The organism is Nonomuraea sp. NPDC052129 (assembly GCF_040680095.1).
Lineage (GTDB): Bacteria > Actinomycetota > Actinomycetes > Streptosporangiales > Streptosporangiaceae > Nonomuraea.
Window position 1 is genome coordinate 392,537 of the sequence record NZ_JBFAVX010000004.1, and the last position, 19,061, is coordinate 411,597.

The following is a 19,061-nucleotide window of genomic DNA, read 5'->3' on the forward strand; positions in this document are numbered from 1 at the left end:
GGCGTCGAGGGCCGCGGTCAATCGGCGGTTCCGGGAGCGGGTACGGCGTGTTCGGCGGCGCGGCTGACCTGCTCCCAGGCGGCCCAGGTCGCCATCCGCCGGCGGGAGATGTCGAAGGCCAGGTCGTAGACCATGCTGCCGAGCAGCAACCGATGCGGCGGGTCTTCGCTGTCCACCAGCTTCAGCAGCGCCTCGGCGGCCAGACGTGGCTCACTGTCGATCGAGCCCTCGGCCCACTGCTTCTCCAGCTCGGCGCGCAACGGGCCGTACTCCTCCAGAGGCGACGCCGTCGTCATGCTGGTGTACAGGTCGGTCCAGTAACCGCCGGGCTGGACCAGGGTGAGCTTCACACCGAACGGCGCGGCCTCCATTGCCAGCGCCTCGCTCATGCCCTCCAGCGCGAACTTGCTCGCGCTGTACATCCCGGTGCTCGGGAAGCCGCCCAGCGCGGCGATGCTGGAGATCTGCACGATGTGCCCGGATCCCTGGCCACGCAGGTGCGGCAGGACAGCCTGGCAGACCCACATCGCCCCGAAAAGATTGACCTCCAGCTGGGCGCGCGCCTCGGCCTCGGTGAACTCCTCGATCATGCCCGAGGACATGGTGCCTGCGTTGTTCACCACGATGTCCAGCCGGCCGAAGTGCTCGACGGCGGTGTGCACGGCGGCGAACACCGCGTCGCGGTCGGTCACGTCCAGGACAAGGGTGAGCAGCCGGTCTCCGTGCCGGTCGTCGAAGTCCTGTCGGGTGATGGTACGGGCGGCGGCGACCACTTGATCGCCACGCTCCAGCGCGGCGACAGCGAACGCACGACCCAGGCCACGGCTGGCTCCCGTGATGAACCAGGTGCGGGAAGAGACGGTATCCGCGGTGCGCATATGCAGAACTCCGATCGGTTGCACAGTTTACCGAGACGATCCGTCTCGTCTCGACAAGCAGTGACTATATTGGTTCCCCATTACTGCGTCAAGACGGACCGTCTCGTCTCGTTTGTTTGCCAGGTTGGACGGATTCCTCTCCGGCGCGGCCCACCAGAACGAGGCCTCCCGGCGGGCATCCTCACCCCGGCCTTCGAGCTGGTGCAGGAGGTCGGATACGCCAAGCAGAGCGTCGAGGGCATCACGACCCGGGCCGGTGTCGGCAAGCAGACGATCTACCGCTGGTGGCCCTCCGAGAGGCGGTTCTCTTCGATCCCTTCCCCATGCTCAGCGAGCAACGAGACGACGGAGGAAGCGCTCTGCCCAACACGGGTGATCTGGAGGCAGATCTGAAGACGGTACCCCGGGTCACAGTCGAAAAGCTCAACGATCCGCGCTACGACGAGCCGATGCGCGCCCTGAACGCTGAGATCACCCATGATCCGCCGCTCGCCGCTCTCTACGCGGAACGCCTGGACGGTCCGATGAGAGAGCTGAAGAAACAACGACTGCGCGGCGCCCAGCGGGCCGGGCAGGTGGCCGAGGACCTCGGCCTCGACGTTGCCGTCGACATGCCTTGGGGGCACCTGCTCAACCGATGGCTCCAGCGCAGCGGAGCGCTCACCTCCGACTATGCCGACAGCATCGTCGAGACCGCTCTCAACGGTCTGCGCTCGAGTCGCTGAGACTGCGAAGACGACTGTACGCCACGGTCACGCTGGTGCTCGCCGCGCTCCTACTATTCGCCCGGTGACCGACCCGGACGAGATCGAGTTCTTCCTCGCCCATGCCCTGCTCAGCACGCCGATCTCGGCCAGTTCCTCCAGCGCGACCGCACTGTCCTCACCTGCGGATCGAGCGATTTCAAGATCAAATAAGTTCAAGCATTCAAGAGTTTCTGTGGCGATGATTTACCAGACCTGTAGACGGATCGTCAGGGCCCGACATAGATGATCTCTCCTGTTTCGCATCAATGTAGTAGGCATCGTCACCGTCCCCTCCGGATCCCATTTTCAGGAGATCGCGGCCGTCAACCCTCTCGATGCCGCGACCAGCTGCTTCCGAAGCCGAGAAGAGGATGTGTCCCACAGGAAGGCCGACCGAAGAAAGGTACTGTTTCTCACGCACACGACGTATTCGATTGAATAGCGGTGGTTTGCCATCAACGCTCCTGCCCAACCCGCCATCCGGGTGGGCGACGGGCCAACGGCAACATCGGGGCGAGCAAATCATCCCCGATCGCGCTCAAGGCGCCCGCCGCGTTCAGGCTCGTTGCCGCAGGCGGGACAAACGGCGCCGCCTGATGATGCTTTCGACCACGATCAGATTGACGATCCAGCCCAGGGTCTGACCGACCGGAATCATCGAGGTCGCGACTTCTCCCATCGATCCCGCCTCGGCTCCGCCGAAGGGAATCTGGGCCAGCAGTAGCAGGGGGACATCGAGGCGGCTGTTGTCGATATCGAGGCCCAGGTACGGATAGATGAGAACCAGGCTGACGATGATCGCCACGATGAACATCAGCCATGCCGTTCGTCTCCGCATATCCGGAGTCTTGTAGGCACGGTCGGCTCCGGCATCCGCCTCTCGATGGTCGATGCGGTACACCGATTGGCGTACGGACCCGCTGTCAAACGATGAATCTGCGTGGTCAGCCGCTGCCGCCGGGAGAGACCAGGCCGGTCTCGTAGGCGACCACCACGGCCTGGACGCGGTCGCGCAGGTCGAGCTTGGACAGGACGCTCGCGACGTGAGTCTTCACCGTGGCCACGCTGAGGGTCAGCCGGTCGGCGAGTTCGGCGTTGCTCAGGCCGGTGGCGAGCAGGCGCAGCACGTCCAGTTCCCGAGGCGTCAGGTCGGCCAGATCGCGGTGGAGGGTAGCCTTCGCCTCGTCGCGGCGGGCGAAACGCTCGACCAGGCGGCGGGTGATGGTGGGCGCGAGCAGGGCGTCGCCGGAGCGCACCAGACGTACCGCAGCCACCAGGTGTTCGGGTGAGACGTCCTTGAGCAGGAAGCCGCTCGCCCCCGCGGCGAGCGCGGCGTACACGTAGTGGTCGAGGTCATAGGTGGTGAGGATCAGCACGCGGGTGTCCTCGACACCGGACGCGAGGATCCGCCGGGTGGCTTCGAGGCCGTCCATCTGCGGCATCCGGATGTCCATGAGCACGACGTCGGGCCTGGTACGGCGGACCACGGCGACGGCTTCGTCCCCGTTGGCGGCCTCGGCCGCCACTTCGATGCCGTTGGCGGTGAGGATCATGCGGAATCCCGTGCGTACCAGCGCCTGATCGTCGGCGATGACGGCGCGCAACTGCTCGGTCATGCGGTCCTCCACGGGACGCGGGCCTTGATTCGGAATCCGCCCCCGGCCGTCCGTCCGGCGTCCAGGGTCCCGCCGTAGACGGCGAGCCGCTCGCGCAACCCGATCAGCCCTCTGCCGTCGCCGGTCCGCGGCCCGGCTCCGCGTGTCCCGCCGGTGTCGCCCACCTCGATCTCCAGCCAGTCGCCGTCATGCCCGATCGTCACGGACGCGGCGGCCCCGGGCGCGTGCTTGATCGTGTTGGTGAGGGCTTCCTGTACGACGCGGTAGGCGGCGAGGTCGACCCCGGGAGGCAATGGCCCAGGTGGCGACACCGCGATGCGCACCCGCACCCCGGCGGCGCGGACTCGTTCCACCAGGCCGTCGAGCTGTTCGAGCCCGGGTTGGGGTTCGAGGCCGTCGGACGGCCCGTCGAGGCGTTCGCCGCCCGGGCCGGCGAGCAGGCCCATGACATGGCGCAGCTCGGCCATGGCGGCCCGGCCGCCGGACTCGATCGCGAGCAGTGCCTGCTTCGACTGCTCCGGCTCCACGTCCATCACGCTGCGGGCCGCGCCGGCCTGGATCACCATCACGTTGACATTGTGGGTCACCACATCGTGGAGCTCGGCGGCGATCCGGGAGCGCTCCTCGGTGACAGCCCTGCGCATGGCGTCCGCCTGCTCCTGCCGCAGCGCGGTGAGCCGGTGGCGGCTGGCTCCCAGCTGTCGCCGCCAGAAACGGATGAAGCACCCGAGGGCGCCGACGCTCAGCAGGACGAAGAACGGCCCCATCCAGCCCGGCAGCACGGGCGCGATGTTCCCGAACCCGGCACCGGCGAGCCCGGCCGCGCACACGAGGCCACCCATCGCCAGGATTCGGTGACGGCTGTGGGCGGCGGCGCCGTACGCGGCGATGGCGCAGGTCAGCACGGTGATCCAGGTCGCGTCCTCGTGTGTGGCCCGCGCCGCGGCCAGCACCATCCAGAAGGTGATGAGCGGGTATCGGCGCCGCGCCGCCAGCGGCAACGTCGTCAGCGCCACAAGGAACGCGGGCGCCTCGTGGGACGACAGCGGACCGGTGAACAGGACACTGGAAGGTAGTGGGCGCTCGGCTGGAGGGAGAGGTCGGAGCCGCAAGTGCTCGATCGCTTCGGGCTGATTCGCGATAGGGCCGATCGCCGGAAGTTTCGCCGATGCGGCCACCGCGATGACCGTGAGGACGACAGCGAACGCCACGTCGGCGGCGAGGGATCGGCGAGAGAGCACCGGCGTGGTGTCCCGATCCGAGTAGTCCTCGTTCAGCCGGTTGTACAGGTCGAGCCCATGCCGCCACCACGGCCGTCGTTCACCGATTTCCACCGGCACATTGTCACGCGTGCCCCATTCATCCCGCATCGGCCGTCGTGATGGGTTTCACGGTCTTCGGGACTAGATCGCAGGGATGACCCGGCGGCGTCTCGTTCTCAGGCGGGAGGTGATCCCGGTATCACGGCCGAAGCGCGCCGGCATGAGCAGTGCCTAGTTTCGTTCCCGGCACAGCCGCGCCCCGACGATCGAGGCGCTGCCTCTATACAGGAGGACATAGCGTGACGACTGTCCTGCGGGCCCAGGCGTTGGGCAAGAAGTACGGCAAACGCTGGGCACTGCGCGAGTGCACCATCGACATCCCGGCGGGCCACATCGTGGGGCTGGTGGGTCCCAACGGAGCCGGCAAGTCCACCCTGCTGAAGCTGGCCTGCGGCCAGCTCGAACCGACCGCGGGCGGCATCACCGTGCTCGGCGGCCGGCCGGGCAGCACGCCGGCGCAGCTGGCCAAGGTCGGGTTCGTCGCCCAGGAGACCCCCGTCTACGCGGGCCTGACCGTCGCCGAACACCTGCGGTTAGGAGCGCGGCTCAACCCCCGATGGGACGACGGCATGGCACGGGAACGCCTCGCGCGGCTCGGGCTCGACCCCGCCCAGAAGGCGGGCAAGCTGTCGGGCGGCCAGCGCGCTCAGCTCGCCCTCGCTCTGGGCCTGGCCAAACGGCCCGAGCTGCTGATCCTGGACGAGCCCGCGGCCGCGCTCGACCCGCTGGCCCGTCACGAGTTCATGCGGGGGCTGATGGAGGCCGCCGTCGAGCACAAGCTGAGCGTGGTGCTCTCCTCTCATCTGGTCTCCGACCTGGAACGGGTCTGCGACTACCTGATCGTGCTCGTCGACTCCAACGTTCAGATCGCCGGGAAGACCGATCATCTGCTGGCCACCCATCACCGGTTCACCGGCCCCCGCCGCGATCCCGACCGGCTGCCCGCCGACGGGCACGTGGTCTCCGCCCGGCACGCCGACGGGCAGAGCACATTCGTGATCCGCGCCGAAGCGCCGATCCACGATCCCGCTTACCCGATCAGCCGGCTCGGCCTGGAGGAACTCGTCCTGGCCTACCTGGACAAGCGCACCGCCGGTGCCGCCCTGGAGGTGTCGCGATGATCTGGCTGACCTGGCGGCAGCTGCGCGGCTCGGCCGCGATGACGGCCGCCGTCCTCGCCATCCTCACCGCCGTGCTGGCTCTGACCGGCCCGGATCTGGCCTCCCGCTACGCCGCCGGGATCGCGGGCTGCACCCCGGACGACACCTGCGACGACTTCTTCAACCGTTTCTTCGACGAGTACCAGATCCCCTTCCTGGCCCTCACCCTCGTCGTGCTGATCCTCCCGGCGCTGATCGGGCTCTTCTGGGGAGCACCGCTGATCACCCGCGAGCTGGAGGCGGGCACGCACCTGTTGGTGTGGAACCAGAGCGTCACCCGCGGCCGTTGGCTGGCGGTCAAGCTCGGGCTCATCGGCCTGGCGGCCATGGTCGCCGCCGGCGTGTGCGGCCTCGCGGTGACCTGGTGGTCCGACCCGCTGGACAAGTCCGCCGTTCCGGAGATGGCCCAGATGTCTCCCCTGGTGTTCAGCGCGCGCGGCATCGCCCCGATCGGGTACGCGGCCTTCGCCTTCGTCCTCGGTGTGACCGTGGGCGTGCTGGTACGCCGCACGCTGCCCGCGATGGCCCTCACCCTGGTCGCTTTCGCGGCGATCCAGCTGGCCATGCCGCTGCTGGTCCGGCCCGACCTGATGCCCCCGGTCACGTCGACTTTCGAGCTCGGCCGGACGAACGTCAACGGCCTCGTGCCGCAAGGGCAGGAAGGCGGCGGCATGCAGATCTTCCTGAGTACGTCGGCCGTGCCCGGCCACGCGGGCGCCTGGGTCCTGTCCAGCGATCTCCTCGATCCCTCCGGACGTACCGTCGTCGGCGTCGATGGAGCTTCCGGGCCGTCCTCAACGATCGCGCGGTCCATCCCGGTCTCCACGACGTCGGGCCCCTGCGCACCAGCAGGAGCACAGGGCAGGGACGCGTGCGTAGCGGAGATCAACCGGCTCGGCTACCGGCAACAGGCGACCTACCAGCCCTTGGAGCGCTTCTGGCCCTTCCAGTGGATCGAGACCGGGATCTACGCCCTGCTCACCCTCGGCCTCACCTGGCTCGGCTTCCGGCGGGTACGGAGAGGCATGTCATGACGGTCGTCAGGATCGCGGCCGCCGGGCTCGCCCTCCTCCTGGCGGCGGCCTGCACGGCGCCGGCTCCGCCGCGCGGCGCGGCGGGCACGACGGCGGGCACGGTCTGCGCGCCGCCCCAGGGTGCGCCCGAGGCGGAGACGCCCACCACGATCGACGTCATCGAGCAGGCGTACTTCTGCATCCTCGGCAACTACTACAGCGGCGCCACGCTGGACGCCCGCGCGTTGCTGACCGCCGGATTCACCGCCTTGACCCGGGAGCTCAACCGCGATGGGCGCGACCTGCCCGGAGCTGCCATGCCGGCGCTGACCGGCGACAGGAAGGCCGACTGGGCCGCTTTCAAGATCGTCTACCAGAAGATCACCGATCGGGTGCCCGACCTGCGCGATCGGCTGGCCGTCGTCACCCTCGAAGCCATCGTGGCCGCCCTCGGCGACGACCAGGCCGGCTGGACGCACGACGTCAAGCAGTCGCCGGACTACTACGACGGCGACGGCTACGGCCTGGGTCTCGCGGCGAACGTCGACGCTTCGCAGGCCGACGGCGACCTCGGCGTCGCCGTATCGCCGCTGTTCATCACCACCGTGCTCGGTGGCGCGGCGCGGGCCGCCGGGCTGCGCCCGGGCGACATCATCGAATCGATCAACGAATCGACGCCCTTCATCGATGGCAAGGCCACCCCCGCGATAGCCGCCCTCTACTCCCGGTATCCGGAGGCGCGCCCCGTCCGGCTGCGCCTCCTGCGGCAGAGCACCGGCCGCCGCTGGAGCGTGACGCTCCAACCCGGCCTCTACCAGCGGGATCTGGCCGCTCTGCAAGTGGTGCGGTCGAAGCTGCTGAACGACGACATCGCCTACGTACGCGTAACCGAATTCGTACCCGACTCCGCGGACCGGGTCCTGCGGGCGATCTCCAGTCTGCGAAAAGGCCGGACGCTGTCCGGCGTCGTGCTGGACCTGCGCGGCAACAGCGACGGAAGTCCCGTGGAGACGACCCGGCTGCTGAGCGCGTTCGTCCACGGCAAGGTCACCGCCTACCACTGCACCGTGGCCGGCACGTGCGCGGCATCGCGGACCGACGACACCGTCGAGCTGCTCAACCTGCCGCTGGTGGTGCTCACCGACCGCGGCTGCGCCTCGGCGTGCGAGCACTTCAGCTCCGCCGTCAAGGATCTACGTCTCGGCCGGTTGGTCGGGACGCGGACCGCCGGTGTGATCTCCGGCCCGGCGCAGGCGTACCGCCTCCGCAACAACACCCTGCTGAGCTTTCCCGCCACACACCACCTGGGGCCGAGCCGCGAGGTCATCGACCGGATCGGAGTGCCGCCCGACCACTACGTGCCCCTGAGCCCCGAGAACGCGGCCGCCGGGCGTGACCCCGCCCTGGCCAAGGCCCTGGCCCTGCTGCACCAGTGAAGGGACCCTCCATGAGACAGATCCTGGCCGTCGCCGCGGGATTGGCCGTCCTCGCCGCGTCCGCCTGCTCCGCCCCCACGCCGCCCCGATCCGCCGCCTCGTCGGCCCCGCCGACCGGCCCGGCCACCCTGCCCGCCCCCACCGGCTCCCACCCGGTCGGCACCAGCGCCCTGTACCTGAAGGACAGCTCCCGCCCCGACCCCTGGAACCTCGACGCCAAAGCCAGAGAGCTCAAGGTCACCCTGTGGTATCCGACCGCGCGGCACGACGGGCAGCGCGCGCCGTACATGACACCCAAGGAATCGGAACTCCTCCTGATGGGCTCCAAGATCGCGAGTGCGCCGTACGACACGCTGAGCAAGACCCGGACGAACGCCATCGAGGACGCCGAACCCGCAGGAAAGAGGCTGCCGCTGGTGGTGCTCTCACCCGGCTTCACCAAGCCGATGAGCACCCTCACCTCCCTGGCCGAGGACCTGGCCAGCCGCGGGTACGTCGTGGCCGGGATCGACCACACCTACGAAAGCTACGCCACCACCTTCCCCGACGGGCGGGTCGCCGAATGCCTCGCCTGCGACAGCAACTCCGACCCCGGCTTCGGCGCCGGACTGGTCCAGGGCCGGGCCGCCGACGTCTCGTTCGTGCTCGACCAACTGCCCGCGAAGTGGGACGGTTCCGACCGGATCGACCGCTCTCGCATCGCGATGGTCGGTCAGTCGATCGGCGGGTCCAGCGCCATGGCGACCATGCTCGAAGACCCCCGAGTGCGGGCCGGGGTCGACATGGACGGCACCGCGTACGCCCGGATCCCCAAGAGCGGGTTCTCCCGGCCGTTCATGTTCCTGGGTTCGGCGCAGCACGTCTCCGGAGGCCCCGCCCCCACGTGGGACCGCGATTGGAAGCTGCTCACCGGATGGAAGCGCTGGATCGTGCTGACGGGCACCGAACATCAGTCCTTCACCGACACCCCGCTGCTGTCGGACGCCCTCGGCATCAAGCCCCTCCCCGGCATCCTGCCCGCGACCCGTGCCGCCGAGCTCACCCGTACGTACGTGGCGGCCTTCCTCGACCGGCACCTGAAGGGGCGGCGACAGCCCCTCCTGGACAGACCGTCCTCGCGCTACCCCGAGGTCAAATTCTGCCCCGCGACCTGCGCTCAATCCTGAGGGAAGTGGCTTGTTCCTGGCGGTGCTGAGAGGGCTACGGAGCCCACCCCAGAGAGCACGCCGAGCCGCCGGGGCGTGAAGCGCCCACCCGCGAAGTCATTATGAGAGCTACCGGATCTCCCAACAAAACGGGAATTGTGCGCGTCATAGCGATCAACACCTCTCAGGAAGGTCGTCGACATGGACGCCACCCCCAAGAAGCTTTTCGCCATCGCCACGACAGCCGTCATGGCGCTGTCCCTGACCGCCGCCCCCGCCTCGGCGGCGAGCAGTGCGAGCAGGTCGCGTCTGATGAACGCCGCCACCGAACTCTGCCTGGCCGTAGGCAAGAGCGAAGTACGGGCCGGCAAGAAGGTCATCCAGTGGACCTGCTCCACCAACAAGGACCAGCAGTGGATCTACCGCAAGCGCAAGGTCATCAACGCCAAGACCGGCATGTGCCTGGCGATCGCACGCGGCGTCCAGGTCAAGGGCAAGTACGCGATCCAGTGGCCCTGCACCGACGGCGGAACCGAGCAAGAGTGGATCTACGACGAGCACCAGAGACTGCGCAACCGAGCCACCGACATGTGCCTGGCGGTCGGCAAGGCCGACCGCAAGCCGGGCAAATGGATCATCCAGTGGACCTGCCGGGACTCCGCCGACCAGGCCTGGCTGATGCGCTAGCACCGTGGCCGGCGTCGGCGGCCGACTTCCCGGAAAATTCTGCGAAAAAGTCCGGGAGGAAGTGTCGGATCGGGGCGGTGGTGTTCGTAGCAGGGGTGAGGCCGCCCGCAAGGGGCGGCGCCAAGGCAAAGGAGAGCCGCAGGTGCACGGCAGTGGCATCATGACCCAGTGGCCGCTGGAGAACGCCCTGGTCGACGAGATGACCGGCCGGCCGGGCGCCCGCGCTATGCGACGGCCCGAAGTCCCAACCACCGAACCACGCTGTCTTGACACCACAGGGGATGATCTTCAGATGCGTTACCTGGTTTCCGTGATCGATGACAAAAGCAATCCCGGTAGCACGGACAGGCAGCCTGCCATCAGCGCGTTCAACGAACGACTGATCGCCGAGGGCTACTGGGTTTTCGCGGGCGGACTCGCGGACACCGACGCGGCCACGGTCATCGACAACCGGGGCGAGCAGGCGGTGTTCAGCGACGGGCCTTTCGTGGAGTCGAAGGAGTACCTCGCCGGCGTCTGGGTGTGGGAGGCCCCCGATCTGGATGTGGCGCTCAAGCTCGCCGCCGAGGCGTCGAAGATCTGCGATCGGAAGATCGAGGTGCGGCCGTTCCAGTGAGCGACGTCGAAGAGGCGATCACCCGGGCCCACCACGACGAGTGGGCTCGGGTGGTGGCCGCCCTGACCAGGCGTTTCGGTGACCTCGACATCGCCGAGGAGGCGGCGGCCGAGGCGTTCACGACCGCCGTCGAGCGGTGGCGGGCCGACGGCCTGCCCCCCAACCCCGGCGCCTGGCTGACCACCACCGCCAATCGCAAGGCCATCGACCGGATCCGGCGCGAGAACAAACGCGACGACAAGCACAAGGAGGCCCAGATGGTGTACGACGACGACCCGCCCAAGTCGCTGGGCGCCATCGACGACGACCGACTCCGGCTGATCTTCACCTGCTGTCACCCGGCGTTGGCGGTGGAAGCGCGCGTGGCGTTGACGCTGCGGATGGTCGGCGGTCTGACCGTGCCCGAGATCGCCCGTGCCTTCCTGGTGCAGGGGACCACCTTGGAGCAGCGGATCACCCGCGCGAAGGCCAAGATCAAGGCGGCTCGCATCCCCTATCGGATGCCGTCCGCCGACGATCTGCCGGCTCGTGTCTCCGGTGTCCTGGCCGTCCTGTTCCTCGTCTTCAACGAGGGCTACCTGGCCAGCGGCCCCGACACCGATCCCGTACGACACGACCTGACCACCGAGGCGATCCGGCTCACCCGCCTGATCCGCGCGCTCCTGCCGCAGGACGGAGAAGTGGCCGGGCTGCTGGCGCTGATGCTGCTCATCGAGGCCCGCCGCACCGCCCGGGTCTCGGCCGGCGGCGAACTGGTCCCCCTGGCCGAGCAGGACCGCGGCGCCTGGGACGCGGAACTGATCGCCGAAGGTCATCGGCTGGTGCGCGAGCGCCTGGCCGCTGCCGCCGCCGGGGTGGCCCCGGGCCGCTATCAGATTCTCGCGGCGATCAACGCGGTGCACACCTCCGCCCGCGACATCCGCGACACCGACTGGTCGCAGGTCCTCGCCCTCTACGACCAGCTCGTCCGCCTCGACCCCTCGCCGATCATCGCCCTCAACCGGGCCATCGCCGTGGCCGAGCTCGACGGGCCGGAGGTGGCGCTGGCCATCGTTGACCGCCTCGCCGAGGCGTTGGCCGGCTATCACGCCTACCACGCCACCCGCGCCGACCTGCTGCGCCGGCTGGGCCAAAGTCAGCAGTCACGCGCGGCCTACGACCGGGCCATCGAGCTGGCCGGCAACACCGGCGAGACCGCCTACCTCACCCGCCGCCGCGACCAACTGCAGTAGCGCCCGCGTTTGAAGCGCTCCATGCCGGAGATCCCGGAAAGTCGCACGCCAATGGAGACGCCGTCCCGGCCGGCCGATCGTCGCCCTGATGCCCCGCGAGGCACCATAGGCCGACGAAGCCGGCCGTCGAGCTCTTTGAGGTCGACGGCCGGCTTTAGACGCACAAACGCCGGTGGAGATACTTCGCGCTGCCGATCCTGTACGGCGACCGCCTGGTGGGCGAACTCGACGCCACCACCGACAGCGGCGGGCCACCGAACGCTTAGTTCTTGCTCCAGATCGTCGCGTAGACGTTGTCCTCGACGTTCGTGACGATGGGGTGGTAGCCCAGCCCCTTCAGCTCAAGGGACTTGAGCTTGTAGGTCACGCTGGACAGCTGCAAGTATTCCTTCAGGCCGGTCGAGTTGGTCTTGCCCCACACGGTGGTGTAGAGCTTGCCGGGCTCGATGGCCATGGCGACCGGGCTCAGACCCTGCTTCGCCCGCGCCAGGAGCTCCCTGCCGCGCTGCTCCACGGTCTGGCCGGTGGTCACTTGGAGGGTTCCCGTGACGGCTCCGGCAGCCCAAACGGCCGTGTAGAGCGGCTTCTCGGCCGTGCCGTACACGTCCAGCGAGGAAATCTGGTAACCGGCGGCGCCGAGCTGGGTGTTGACGGTCGCCAAGGCTTCCTTGGTCAAGTTGGTCTTGGACTGGAGCTTGCGCGTGGTCTTCTCGAAGACCGCCGCGAAGATGGCGCCCGTGCCCGTGCCCGTACCGGTGATCATGGTGGGCTGGAAGCCCAGCTGCTGCTGTTCGGTGATGCGCTTCGGCAGGTCGGTGACCGACAGGTCCTGCAGGACGTTCACCTTGCGGGTGGCGTCCTTGACCCATACGGAGGTGTACTCCGGGTTGGCCGCGTTGGTCACGCTCAACGCCGAGGGAACGTAACCCGTACCCAGCAACTGCTTGATGCGCTGCAGGTGCGCGTTCTCGGTGAGTCCCTGGAGGGAGAGCCAGTTCAGCGGCAGGTTCTGGGCAGACTGGACGGTCTTGGCGGGCTGCTCGGCCATCGCCGGAGACGAGAGCGCCAGCAAGGGAGCCGTGACCGCCGCGAGAGCCGTGGTGACAGCGACGATTCTCGGAGTGTTCCTCATGGTCCTCCTTAGGTAAAGGTTGTCCCAAAAACGGGGCAAGAAGTGACCATAACAGGGAATGAGCGAAACTTGACCATCTGTCACCATGATCGTGACAACGATGTGTCAAGAAGGCGGGTGCCGAGCGGCCACAACCAGAGGAACCTTCATGTTTTGGCCGGTCACCGTCGCGCCCAACCCACGCTCTCAGGTTTGCGTGGCTTGTGCGTGATTGGGGTGCCAGCTTGTGGCCTGAGGCCGGTCTCGCGCGGGAGCGGGCGGCGGCCGTCGGTGCTGTCCCCTACCATCGTCGGCCATGAAGATCATCGACACGACGGAGCGCGCCGTTTTGGACGCGCTGGGCCAGACCGAGTTCGTGCCCGCGCGCGACCTGCCTCCGTTACGGGCCGCGCTGCAAGAGCTGGAACGCGCCCACGGCGTCACCGAGGCGCACCGGCTCGCGACCGAGTGGATCCGCGAGCGCGGGGCTCTGCTGCGCCATCCCGACGTGCACCGCGTCGAGATCACCTCGCAAGCGCTCAGCCCGTCCGGCCGTTACCTCGCGGTCGGCGACTTTGGCGGCGACAACTACGAGGCCGGGGCCACTCTGCAGATCTGGGAGGTCGCCACCGGCCGCTGCGTGAACGTCATCGACGGGATCGTGGGCGGGATCGGCTGGCCCGGGTACGGCGGGACGATCGAGTGGTCGGCCGACGAGACCCGGCTGGCCGTGGAGTACCGGGCCAGCAACGTCGGCGTGTGGGACCCCTTCGACGCCGACACCGAGCCGATCTCGACCGTCCGCCTCACCTACAACGGCCGTCCCGACCCGTTCGCGCTCTCCCCCGACGGGCTGCGCGCGTACGTCATGGACGAGGACTCCGAGACCTATGGCTCAATCGTGGAGTTCTCCAGCCTGGAGACCACGACGGTACCAGCGGTCAACGACGAGGAAGAGGAGGAAGAGGAGAACTTCGTCCTGGGGTGGCCCGTCTGGTCCCGGGACGGGAAGCGGCTGTACGGGAGCCGGCACGACGGGAGAGTCTGCTCAATCGACGTCGCCTCGGGGGAGGTCGCCTGGATCGTCCAGGGCGACGAGAACAGGTGGTGGCCGTCCGCCGCATGGAGCCGGGACGAGACCCTGCTGGCCTACCACCGCGGCGGCGAGCTGGTGATCGCGGACGCGGCGACCGGCCGCGACATCGCCACCGGCCCCGAGCATTTCTGCCAAACCGTTCACCTGTCCTGGGGGACGCGGCTCGCCGTCGTCATTCCCGCGGGGCACGACGTTGAACGCCCGCGCGTCGGGATCGTGGACCGTACCGGTCGGCACTGTTACGACCTCGACGTGGCGGTCCGGGCGCCGGGAGGCGACCTGGAGGTCGGGGCCTGGGCCTGGGCGCCCGACGGCGACCACGCCGCCTGCCTCACCGCCGACGGTCGAATCGAGGTCTGGTCACTGGACGATGAGCGCGCGGAGCGGCTGGGCGCGTTCGACGCTCCGAAGGGGGCCACTGGGCTGCACTGGGGCGCCGACGACGTACTGGTGGCAGTGGGGCCGACCGTGCTGCGCTTCCTGCGCGCGGACACCGGCGAGGTCATCGGCGACTTCACGCTGCTGCGGCAGCCCGTCGCGCCGCGCCCGCTGCTCCTTGACGGCGGCGACATCGGCGAAAGGGTACGGCGGGGGCCCAATCCCACGTTCGCGCTCGATGAGGAGACCTGGGCGGTCGCCTTCCCGGAGGGTGTCGTGATCGCCCCTCCCGAACGGGAAGAGGACTTGGCCGCGGTGCTCGCGTGGGCGGTGGACCACCGCTACGCGTGGCCGGTTCACTGGGGACGGCTGGACGTCTTCCCCGACGCGTCCGCCGCGGCGGAACGCGTTCACGAGCCACTGCGCGAGGACTTGGAGCCGTTCCGCGAACGTACCGCGCGTGTGCGGGAACCCGAGGAGTGGCCACCACCCGGCCCGGCCACGGTGGACGACCTGTTCCGGGCCTTCCTCGAACTGGTCACGGCGTACGGCGTGGACGAGCACCCGTGGTCCGGCGAGGCTCTCCACGAGGCGGCCCTCATCCGGGCCCGGCGCGGCGAGCCGGACGGCGTCCGCGCGCTGGTCAAGGCGTGCCCGGAGGGTCGCCGCCCGTTCGTGGCGGCCGCGGCCGCCATGGTCCTGACGGCCGCGGGGCTACCGGACGACGCGCGCTCGCTCTTCGCCGATTACGAGGCGGCCTGCGAGGGCCTTTGGGGGGAGCCGGTGTGGTTGGCGATGATGTGGGGCAGCCAGGCGCGTGCCGGTGCCGCCGTGGGCGGGGCGTACGCGGCGCAGGGCGACCGGGAACGCGCGGACCGGTGGTTCGAGAGGGCGCGCGAGGCACTGCGCGAGCAGCATGACGCGTGGGACCATCGCCTGCCGGTCGTGTGGGCGCTGCTGGAGTGCGGGCGGGAGGACGAGGCGCGAGCCCTGCTGGACGAGGGCACCGGCGACCCCGGCGGCGGCGCCGGCGTTCCGTTCGTCGGTTACGCGTTGCGCAAGGGCAGGGCCGACCTCGCCGAACGAATCCTGCGTGACGCGGAGGACTGGTTCGGCGAGTGGACGGTGGTGCACCTTCTCCGGCAGTACGGGCAGACAGAGCTGCTGCGCGAATGGGCCGAGCGCAACCGCCTCGCGGTCGTGGAACCGAGGGAGCGGGCGGACGAGGACCTCGCCCGCAGATACGCGGAGATCGCCCGGATCCCTCCGGCCCAGCGGCAGGGGCCGACCGTGGATCTGCTCCTGCGGGCGGCCGAGCAGCGGCGGCTCAGCGCGGTGCTCGACCTGCTCCCGAAGGTACCGATGCCGTCATTCGGCGGGATCAGCTCGCATGACCGGCCGTACGCCGCGTTCAGCGCGCTGCGAATCGTCACGACCGGGGTCGACCACGAGACCTGGTGACAGTCAGCGGGTGTCCAGCGTTACTCCCACTCGATGGTGCCCGGCGGCTTGCTCGTCACATCGAGCACCACCCGGTTCACGTCGCGGACCTCGTTCGTGATCCGGGTGGAGATCCGGGACAGCACGTCATAAGGCACCCGCGACCAGTCGGCCGTCATCGCGTCCTCCGACGTCACCGGCCGCAGCACCACCGGATGCCCGTAGGTACGCCCATCCCCCTGCACGCCCACCGACCGGACATCGGCCAACAGCACCACCGGGCACTGCCAGATCTCCCGGTCGAGGCCGGCGCGCGACAGCTCCTCGCGGGCGATCGCGTCGGCCTCGCGCAGCAGGTCGAGGCGTTCCCGGGTGACCTCGCCGACGATGCGGATGCCGAGGCCGGGGCCGGGGAACGGCTGGCGCCAGACCATCGCCGCCGGCAGGCCGAGCTCCTCGCCCGCCCGGCGCACCTCGTCCTTGAACAGGGTCCGCAGCGGCTCCACGAGCTTGAACTGCAGGTCCTCCGGCAGGCCGCCGACGTTGTGGTGGGACTTGATGTTGGCGGTGCCCGTGCCGCCGCCGGATTCGACCACGTCGGGGTAGAGCGTGCCCTGCACCAGGAAGTCGACGGGGCCGTCGGCCATGATGGCGCGCTGCTCGTCCTCGAAGACCCGGATGAACTCGCGGCCGATGATCTTGCGCTTCTCCTCGGGGTCGCTGACGCCTTCGAGGGCCTTGAGGAAGCGGTCGGCGGCGTCGACGACGCGGAGCTTGACGCCCGTGGCACGGACGAAGTCGCGCTCGACCTGCTCGGCCTCGCCCTTGCGCAGCAGGCCGTGGTCGACGAACACGCAGGTCAGCCGGTCGCCGATGGCTCGCTGGACCATCGCGCCGGCCACCGCCGAGTCGACGCCGCCGGACAGCGCGCAGATCGCCCGGCCGTCGCCCACCTGCCGGCGGACCGCCTCGACGGCGTCTTCGACGATGTTGAGCATGGTCCAGGTCGGGCGGCAGCCCGCCGCGTCGAGGAAGTGCTTGAGCACCGCCTGGCCGTGCTCGGAGTGGAGCACCTCGGGGTGGAACTGCACGCCGTAGAGACCGCGCCCGGTGTCCTCGAAGGCGGCGACCGGCGTCTGCTGGGTCGAGGCGGTCACCGTGAAGCCCTCGGGGGCGGTGGCCACGCTGTCGCCGTGGGACATCCAGACCTTCTGCGCGGCGGGCAGCCCGGCGAAGATCACGCCCTCGCTGAGCACGTCGAGGTCGGTGCCGCCGTATTCGGCGACGCCCGTCTGGGCGACCTCGCCGCCCAGCGCCTGGGCCATGGCCTGGAAGCCGTAGCAGATGCCGAACGTCGGCACCCCCGTCGAGAACAGCCCCTGGGGCACGGCGGGCGCGCCCTCGGCGTAGACCGAGGAGGGCCCGCCGGACAGGATGATCGCCTTCGGCTTCTTGGCCAGCATCTCCTCGACCGGCATCGTCGAGGGGACGATCTCGGAGAAGACGTGGCACTCACGGACCCGCCTGGCTATCAGCTGCGCGTATTGCGCGCCGAAGTCGACGACGAGCACTGTGTCGAACTCAGACACCGAGAGGACCCCCCAAAGCGAATGCGGTGCTCCAAGTGTATCGGGGGGTGGCCCCAGAGAATGCTCCCGACCAGCCCGGGGCTGATCCTAGAGGATGCCGCCGATCAGCCCCAGCGGCGGTGAGCCCAGGTCGAACAGGGCCTTGTGGAAGCGCCGCAGCGTGAAGCCCGCGCCCCATTCCTTGCGCGCCTGCTCGCGCAGGTCGAGGATGAGCAGCTTGCCCCAGGTGTAGCGGCCGTAGGTGGGGTCGAACGTGGCCCGCCTCGCCTCCGACAGCGCGGCCGGTCCGGCCAGGTGGGTGTCGGACCCGAAACGCCGGGCGCCGTCCTCGACCGTCATCTGCCCGGTGTGTACGCCGATGGCGCAGGCCAGCCGGGTGACCCGGATCAACGCCTCCATCCAGACCCCGATCTCGACGCGCGGATCCTGGGCCTCGAACCCCTCCTCGACGCAGAGCTCCTCGGCGTAATGCGCCCAGCCCTCGGCGAACGCCATCGAGTGCAGCAGCCGCCGCACGTCCGAGCCGGCCCGGCGCAGGGCGCGGCCATGCGAGAAGTGCCCGGGAGCGACCTCGTGCACGTTGATCGCGGGCAGCGTGGTGTCGCTGAACACCTCCAGCCACTCCTCGGCGTCCTGCGCGGGCCAAGCGGGGTCGGGCGGGGTGATGTGGTACCAGGAGGGGCCCTCCGGTTCGCCGGGAGAGTTCCACGACATCATCGCCATCCCCCAGCGGCGCGACGGCGGCGCCAGGCCGACCAGGCACTCGCCGTCGTGGTAAGGCACCAGGTCCTTCTCGCGAGTGAACGCGATGGCCTTCTCGGTGCCGATCCTGGCCGCCTCGATGACGCCGTCGGCGTCGGGGTGCTGCTTGACCAGCTCGCGTACGACCTCCAGCGGCGCCTCGTCCCGCCGCCCCAGCTTGGCGCAGGACTCGGTGAGCAGGGCCATGAGCCGGTCGCGCTCGGCGTCGGCGCGCTCGGCCAGCCTGCCCAGGTCGACGGAGAGCCCTTCGGTGTCGCCCATCAGCCGGGCCAGCGCGTCGCCGCCGAGCGACGCGTCGGGGTCGCCGACCGCCGCCGCCCGCTCGATGTGCGCGACCAGCAGGCCGTGCGCGTCGAGCGCGGCCTCGTCCGTGACACCGGCGGCCAGTCCCTGTACGGGTGCGACCAGCGACCTCGCGACGGGCGCGCTGACCCGGTCGAGCGCGGCGATCGCGTATGTCACCGCCTCCGGCCAGCGCGCCAGGTGCGCGGCCTTGGCGGCCTCGCGCTCGGCCTCCGGCGCGTAGTCACGGTCATAGCAGGCCAGGTCGAGGTTCGCCAGGTGCGGCAGCGGATTGCTCCGGTGCAACTCCAGCTCGCCGTACTGGGTACGCAGGCCGTCCTCGAAGACCCGCAGATGCGCCGAGTCGTACGGGTCGGCGGGTGCGGCGCCCTCTCCAAGCCGCGCCAGCCCGGCCCGTACGCCTTCCGGCGACAGGTCCTGGATCTTGCCGTCGTACTCGTGCCTGCCGCCCGATTCGCGCGCGTCGGCGACGTTCAGATCCGTGATGGCGCGGAGCCTGGGGTCGAGTTCCGTCATGTCGCCGACGCTAGC

General features: G+C 69.4%; 18 protein-coding genes. 11 read left to right on the plus strand and 7 right to left on the minus strand.

Going from position 1 to position 19,061, the window contains the following annotated elements; genetic code table 11:
- Positions 1-17 precede the first annotated feature (17 nt).
- Positions 18-878, minus strand: a complete 861-nt coding sequence (locus AB0L53_RS13115; RefSeq protein ID WP_363993109.1) for an SDR family oxidoreductase — start codon at positions 876-878, stop codon at positions 18-20.
- Between AB0L53_RS13115 and AB0L53_RS13120 the strand changes: the two genes are divergently transcribed.
- From AB0L53_RS13120 to AB0L53_RS13130, 3 genes are all read left to right on the plus strand, one after another.
- Positions 879-1,271 (plus strand): helix-turn-helix domain-containing protein, encoded by a 393-nt coding sequence (locus AB0L53_RS13120; protein ID WP_363993110.1) that lies wholly within the window; start codon positions 879-881, stop codon positions 1,269-1,271.
- On the plus strand, positions 1,163-1,603 hold the full coding sequence (locus AB0L53_RS13125; protein WP_363993111.1) for a TetR-like C-terminal domain-containing protein: 441 nt from the start codon (positions 1,163-1,165) through the stop codon (positions 1,601-1,603). Before AB0L53_RS13120 ends, AB0L53_RS13125 begins: the two co-directional genes overlap by 109 nt.
- 64 nt (positions 1,604-1,667) lie before the next feature.
- Positions 1,668-1,871 (plus strand): hypothetical protein, encoded by a 204-nt coding sequence (locus tag AB0L53_RS13130; RefSeq protein WP_363993112.1) that lies wholly within the window; start codon positions 1,668-1,670, stop codon positions 1,869-1,871.
- A 309-nt stretch (positions 1,872-2,180) separates the two neighbouring features.
- Here AB0L53_RS13130 and AB0L53_RS13135 read toward each other — a convergent pair whose 3' ends face one another.
- The 3 genes from AB0L53_RS13135 to AB0L53_RS13145 are packed head-to-tail and all read right to left on the minus strand — an operon-like array spanning position 2,181 to position 4,574.
- Positions 2,181-2,525, minus strand: coding sequence for a hypothetical protein (locus AB0L53_RS13135; protein ID WP_363993113.1), 345 nt, complete (start codon positions 2,523-2,525; stop codon positions 2,181-2,183).
- A gap of 43 nt (positions 2,526-2,568) precedes the next feature.
- On the minus strand, positions 2,569-3,240 hold the full coding sequence (locus AB0L53_RS13140) for a response regulator transcription factor (protein ID WP_363993114.1): 672 nt from the start codon (positions 3,238-3,240) through the stop codon (positions 2,569-2,571).
- Positions 3,237-4,574 carry a histidine kinase gene (locus AB0L53_RS13145; protein WP_363993115.1) on the minus strand — a complete coding sequence of 446 codons (1,338 nt, stop codon included), beginning with the start codon at positions 4,572-4,574 and terminating at the stop codon, positions 3,237-3,239. The genes AB0L53_RS13140 and AB0L53_RS13145 overlap by 4 nt, the downstream gene beginning before the upstream one ends.
- A gap of 227 nt (positions 4,575-4,801) precedes the next feature.
- On the opposite strand from AB0L53_RS13145, the gene AB0L53_RS13150 reads away from it, so the two are divergent.
- From AB0L53_RS13150 to AB0L53_RS13180, 7 genes are all read left to right on the plus strand, one after another.
- Complete coding sequence (locus AB0L53_RS13150; protein ID WP_363993116.1) at positions 4,802-5,683, plus strand: ABC transporter ATP-binding protein; 882 nt, start codon at positions 4,802-4,804, stop codon at positions 5,681-5,683.
- Entirely contained in the window at positions 5,680-6,756 is a 1,077-nt protein-coding gene (locus tag AB0L53_RS13155; protein WP_363993117.1) for an ABC transporter permease, read from the plus strand. Before AB0L53_RS13150 ends, AB0L53_RS13155 begins: the two co-directional genes overlap by 4 nt.
- Entirely contained in the window at positions 6,753-8,171 is a 1,419-nt protein-coding gene (locus AB0L53_RS13160) for a S41 family peptidase (RefSeq protein ID WP_363993118.1), read from the plus strand. The genes AB0L53_RS13155 and AB0L53_RS13160 overlap by 4 nt, the downstream gene beginning before the upstream one ends.
- An 11-nt stretch (positions 8,172-8,182) precedes the next feature.
- Entirely contained in the window at positions 8,183-9,337 is a 1,155-nt protein-coding gene (locus AB0L53_RS13165) for an alpha/beta hydrolase (protein WP_363993119.1), read from the plus strand.
- 180 nt (positions 9,338-9,517) lie between these two features.
- Complete coding sequence (locus tag AB0L53_RS13170; RefSeq protein ID WP_363993120.1) at positions 9,518-10,003, plus strand: RICIN domain-containing protein; 486 nt, start codon at positions 9,518-9,520, stop codon at positions 10,001-10,003.
- A gap of 4 nt (positions 10,004-10,007) precedes the next feature.
- The gene (locus AB0L53_RS13175) at positions 10,008-10,619 is read left to right on the plus strand and encodes a YciI family protein (protein WP_363993121.1); all 612 of its coding nucleotides are present in this window, start codon (positions 10,008-10,010) and stop codon (positions 10,617-10,619) included.
- A complete protein-coding gene (locus tag AB0L53_RS13180) occupies positions 10,616-11,851 on the plus strand; it encodes a DUF6596 domain-containing protein (RefSeq protein ID WP_363993122.1) in 1,236 nt (411 codons plus the stop codon). The genes AB0L53_RS13175 and AB0L53_RS13180 overlap by 4 nt, the downstream gene beginning before the upstream one ends.
- Positions 11,852-12,113: 262 nt before the next feature.
- On the opposite strand, the gene AB0L53_RS13185 is transcribed toward AB0L53_RS13180, so the two are convergent.
- Complete coding sequence (locus AB0L53_RS13185) at positions 12,114-12,983, minus strand: hypothetical protein (protein ID WP_363993123.1); 870 nt, start codon at positions 12,981-12,983, stop codon at positions 12,114-12,116.
- Between the two features lie 295 nt (positions 12,984-13,278).
- On the opposite strand from AB0L53_RS13185, the gene AB0L53_RS13190 reads away from it, so the two are divergent.
- On the plus strand, positions 13,279-15,897 hold the full coding sequence (locus AB0L53_RS13190; protein WP_363993124.1) for a WD40 repeat domain-containing protein: 2,619 nt from the start codon (positions 13,279-13,281) through the stop codon (positions 15,895-15,897).
- A 20-nt stretch (positions 15,898-15,917) separates the two neighbouring features.
- On the opposite strand, the gene guaA is transcribed toward AB0L53_RS13190, so the two are convergent.
- Both guaA and AB0L53_RS13200 read right to left on the minus strand, forming a co-directional pair.
- Positions 15,918-17,465: a glutamine-hydrolyzing GMP synthase gene (guaA, locus tag AB0L53_RS13195; RefSeq protein WP_363993125.1), complete on the minus strand. Its 1,548-nt coding sequence runs from the start codon at positions 17,463-17,465 to the stop codon at positions 15,918-15,920.
- An 87-nt stretch (positions 17,466-17,552) separates the two neighbouring features.
- Entirely contained in the window at positions 17,553-19,046 is a 1,494-nt protein-coding gene (locus AB0L53_RS13200) for a DUF885 family protein (RefSeq protein ID WP_363993126.1), read from the minus strand.
- Positions 19,047-19,061: the final 15 nt, after the last annotated feature.

Bases quoted from the DNA above. Each gene is read 5' to 3' on its own strand.
- AB0L53_RS13115 (WP_363993109.1), bottom strand. From the start codon at position 878: ATGCGCACCGCGGATACCGTCTCTTCCCGCACCTGGTTCATCACGGGA.
- AB0L53_RS13120 (WP_363993110.1), top strand. From the start codon at position 879: ATGCAGAACTCCGATCGGTTGCACAGTTTACCGAGACGATCCGTCTCG.
- AB0L53_RS13140 (WP_363993114.1), bottom strand. From the start codon at position 3,240: ATGACCGAGCAGTTGCGCGCCGTCATCGCCGACGATCAGGCGCTGGTA.
- AB0L53_RS13155 (WP_363993117.1), top strand. From the start codon at position 5,680: ATGATCTGGCTGACCTGGCGGCAGCTGCGCGGCTCGGCCGCGATGACG.
- AB0L53_RS13160 (WP_363993118.1), top strand. From the start codon at position 6,753: ATGACGGTCGTCAGGATCGCGGCCGCCGGGCTCGCCCTCCTCCTGGCG.
- AB0L53_RS13165 (WP_363993119.1), top strand. From the start codon at position 8,183: ATGAGACAGATCCTGGCCGTCGCCGCGGGATTGGCCGTCCTCGCCGCG.
- AB0L53_RS13170 (WP_363993120.1), top strand. From the start codon at position 9,518: ATGGACGCCACCCCCAAGAAGCTTTTCGCCATCGCCACGACAGCCGTC.
- AB0L53_RS13185 (WP_363993123.1), bottom strand. From the start codon at position 12,983: ATGAGGAACACTCCGAGAATCGTCGCTGTCACCACGGCTCTCGCGGCG.
- AB0L53_RS13190 (WP_363993124.1), top strand. From the start codon at position 13,279: ATGAAGATCATCGACACGACGGAGCGCGCCGTTTTGGACGCGCTGGGC.
- AB0L53_RS13200 (WP_363993126.1), bottom strand. From the start codon at position 19,046: ATGACGGAACTCGACCCCAGGCTCCGCGCCATCACGGATCTGAACGTC.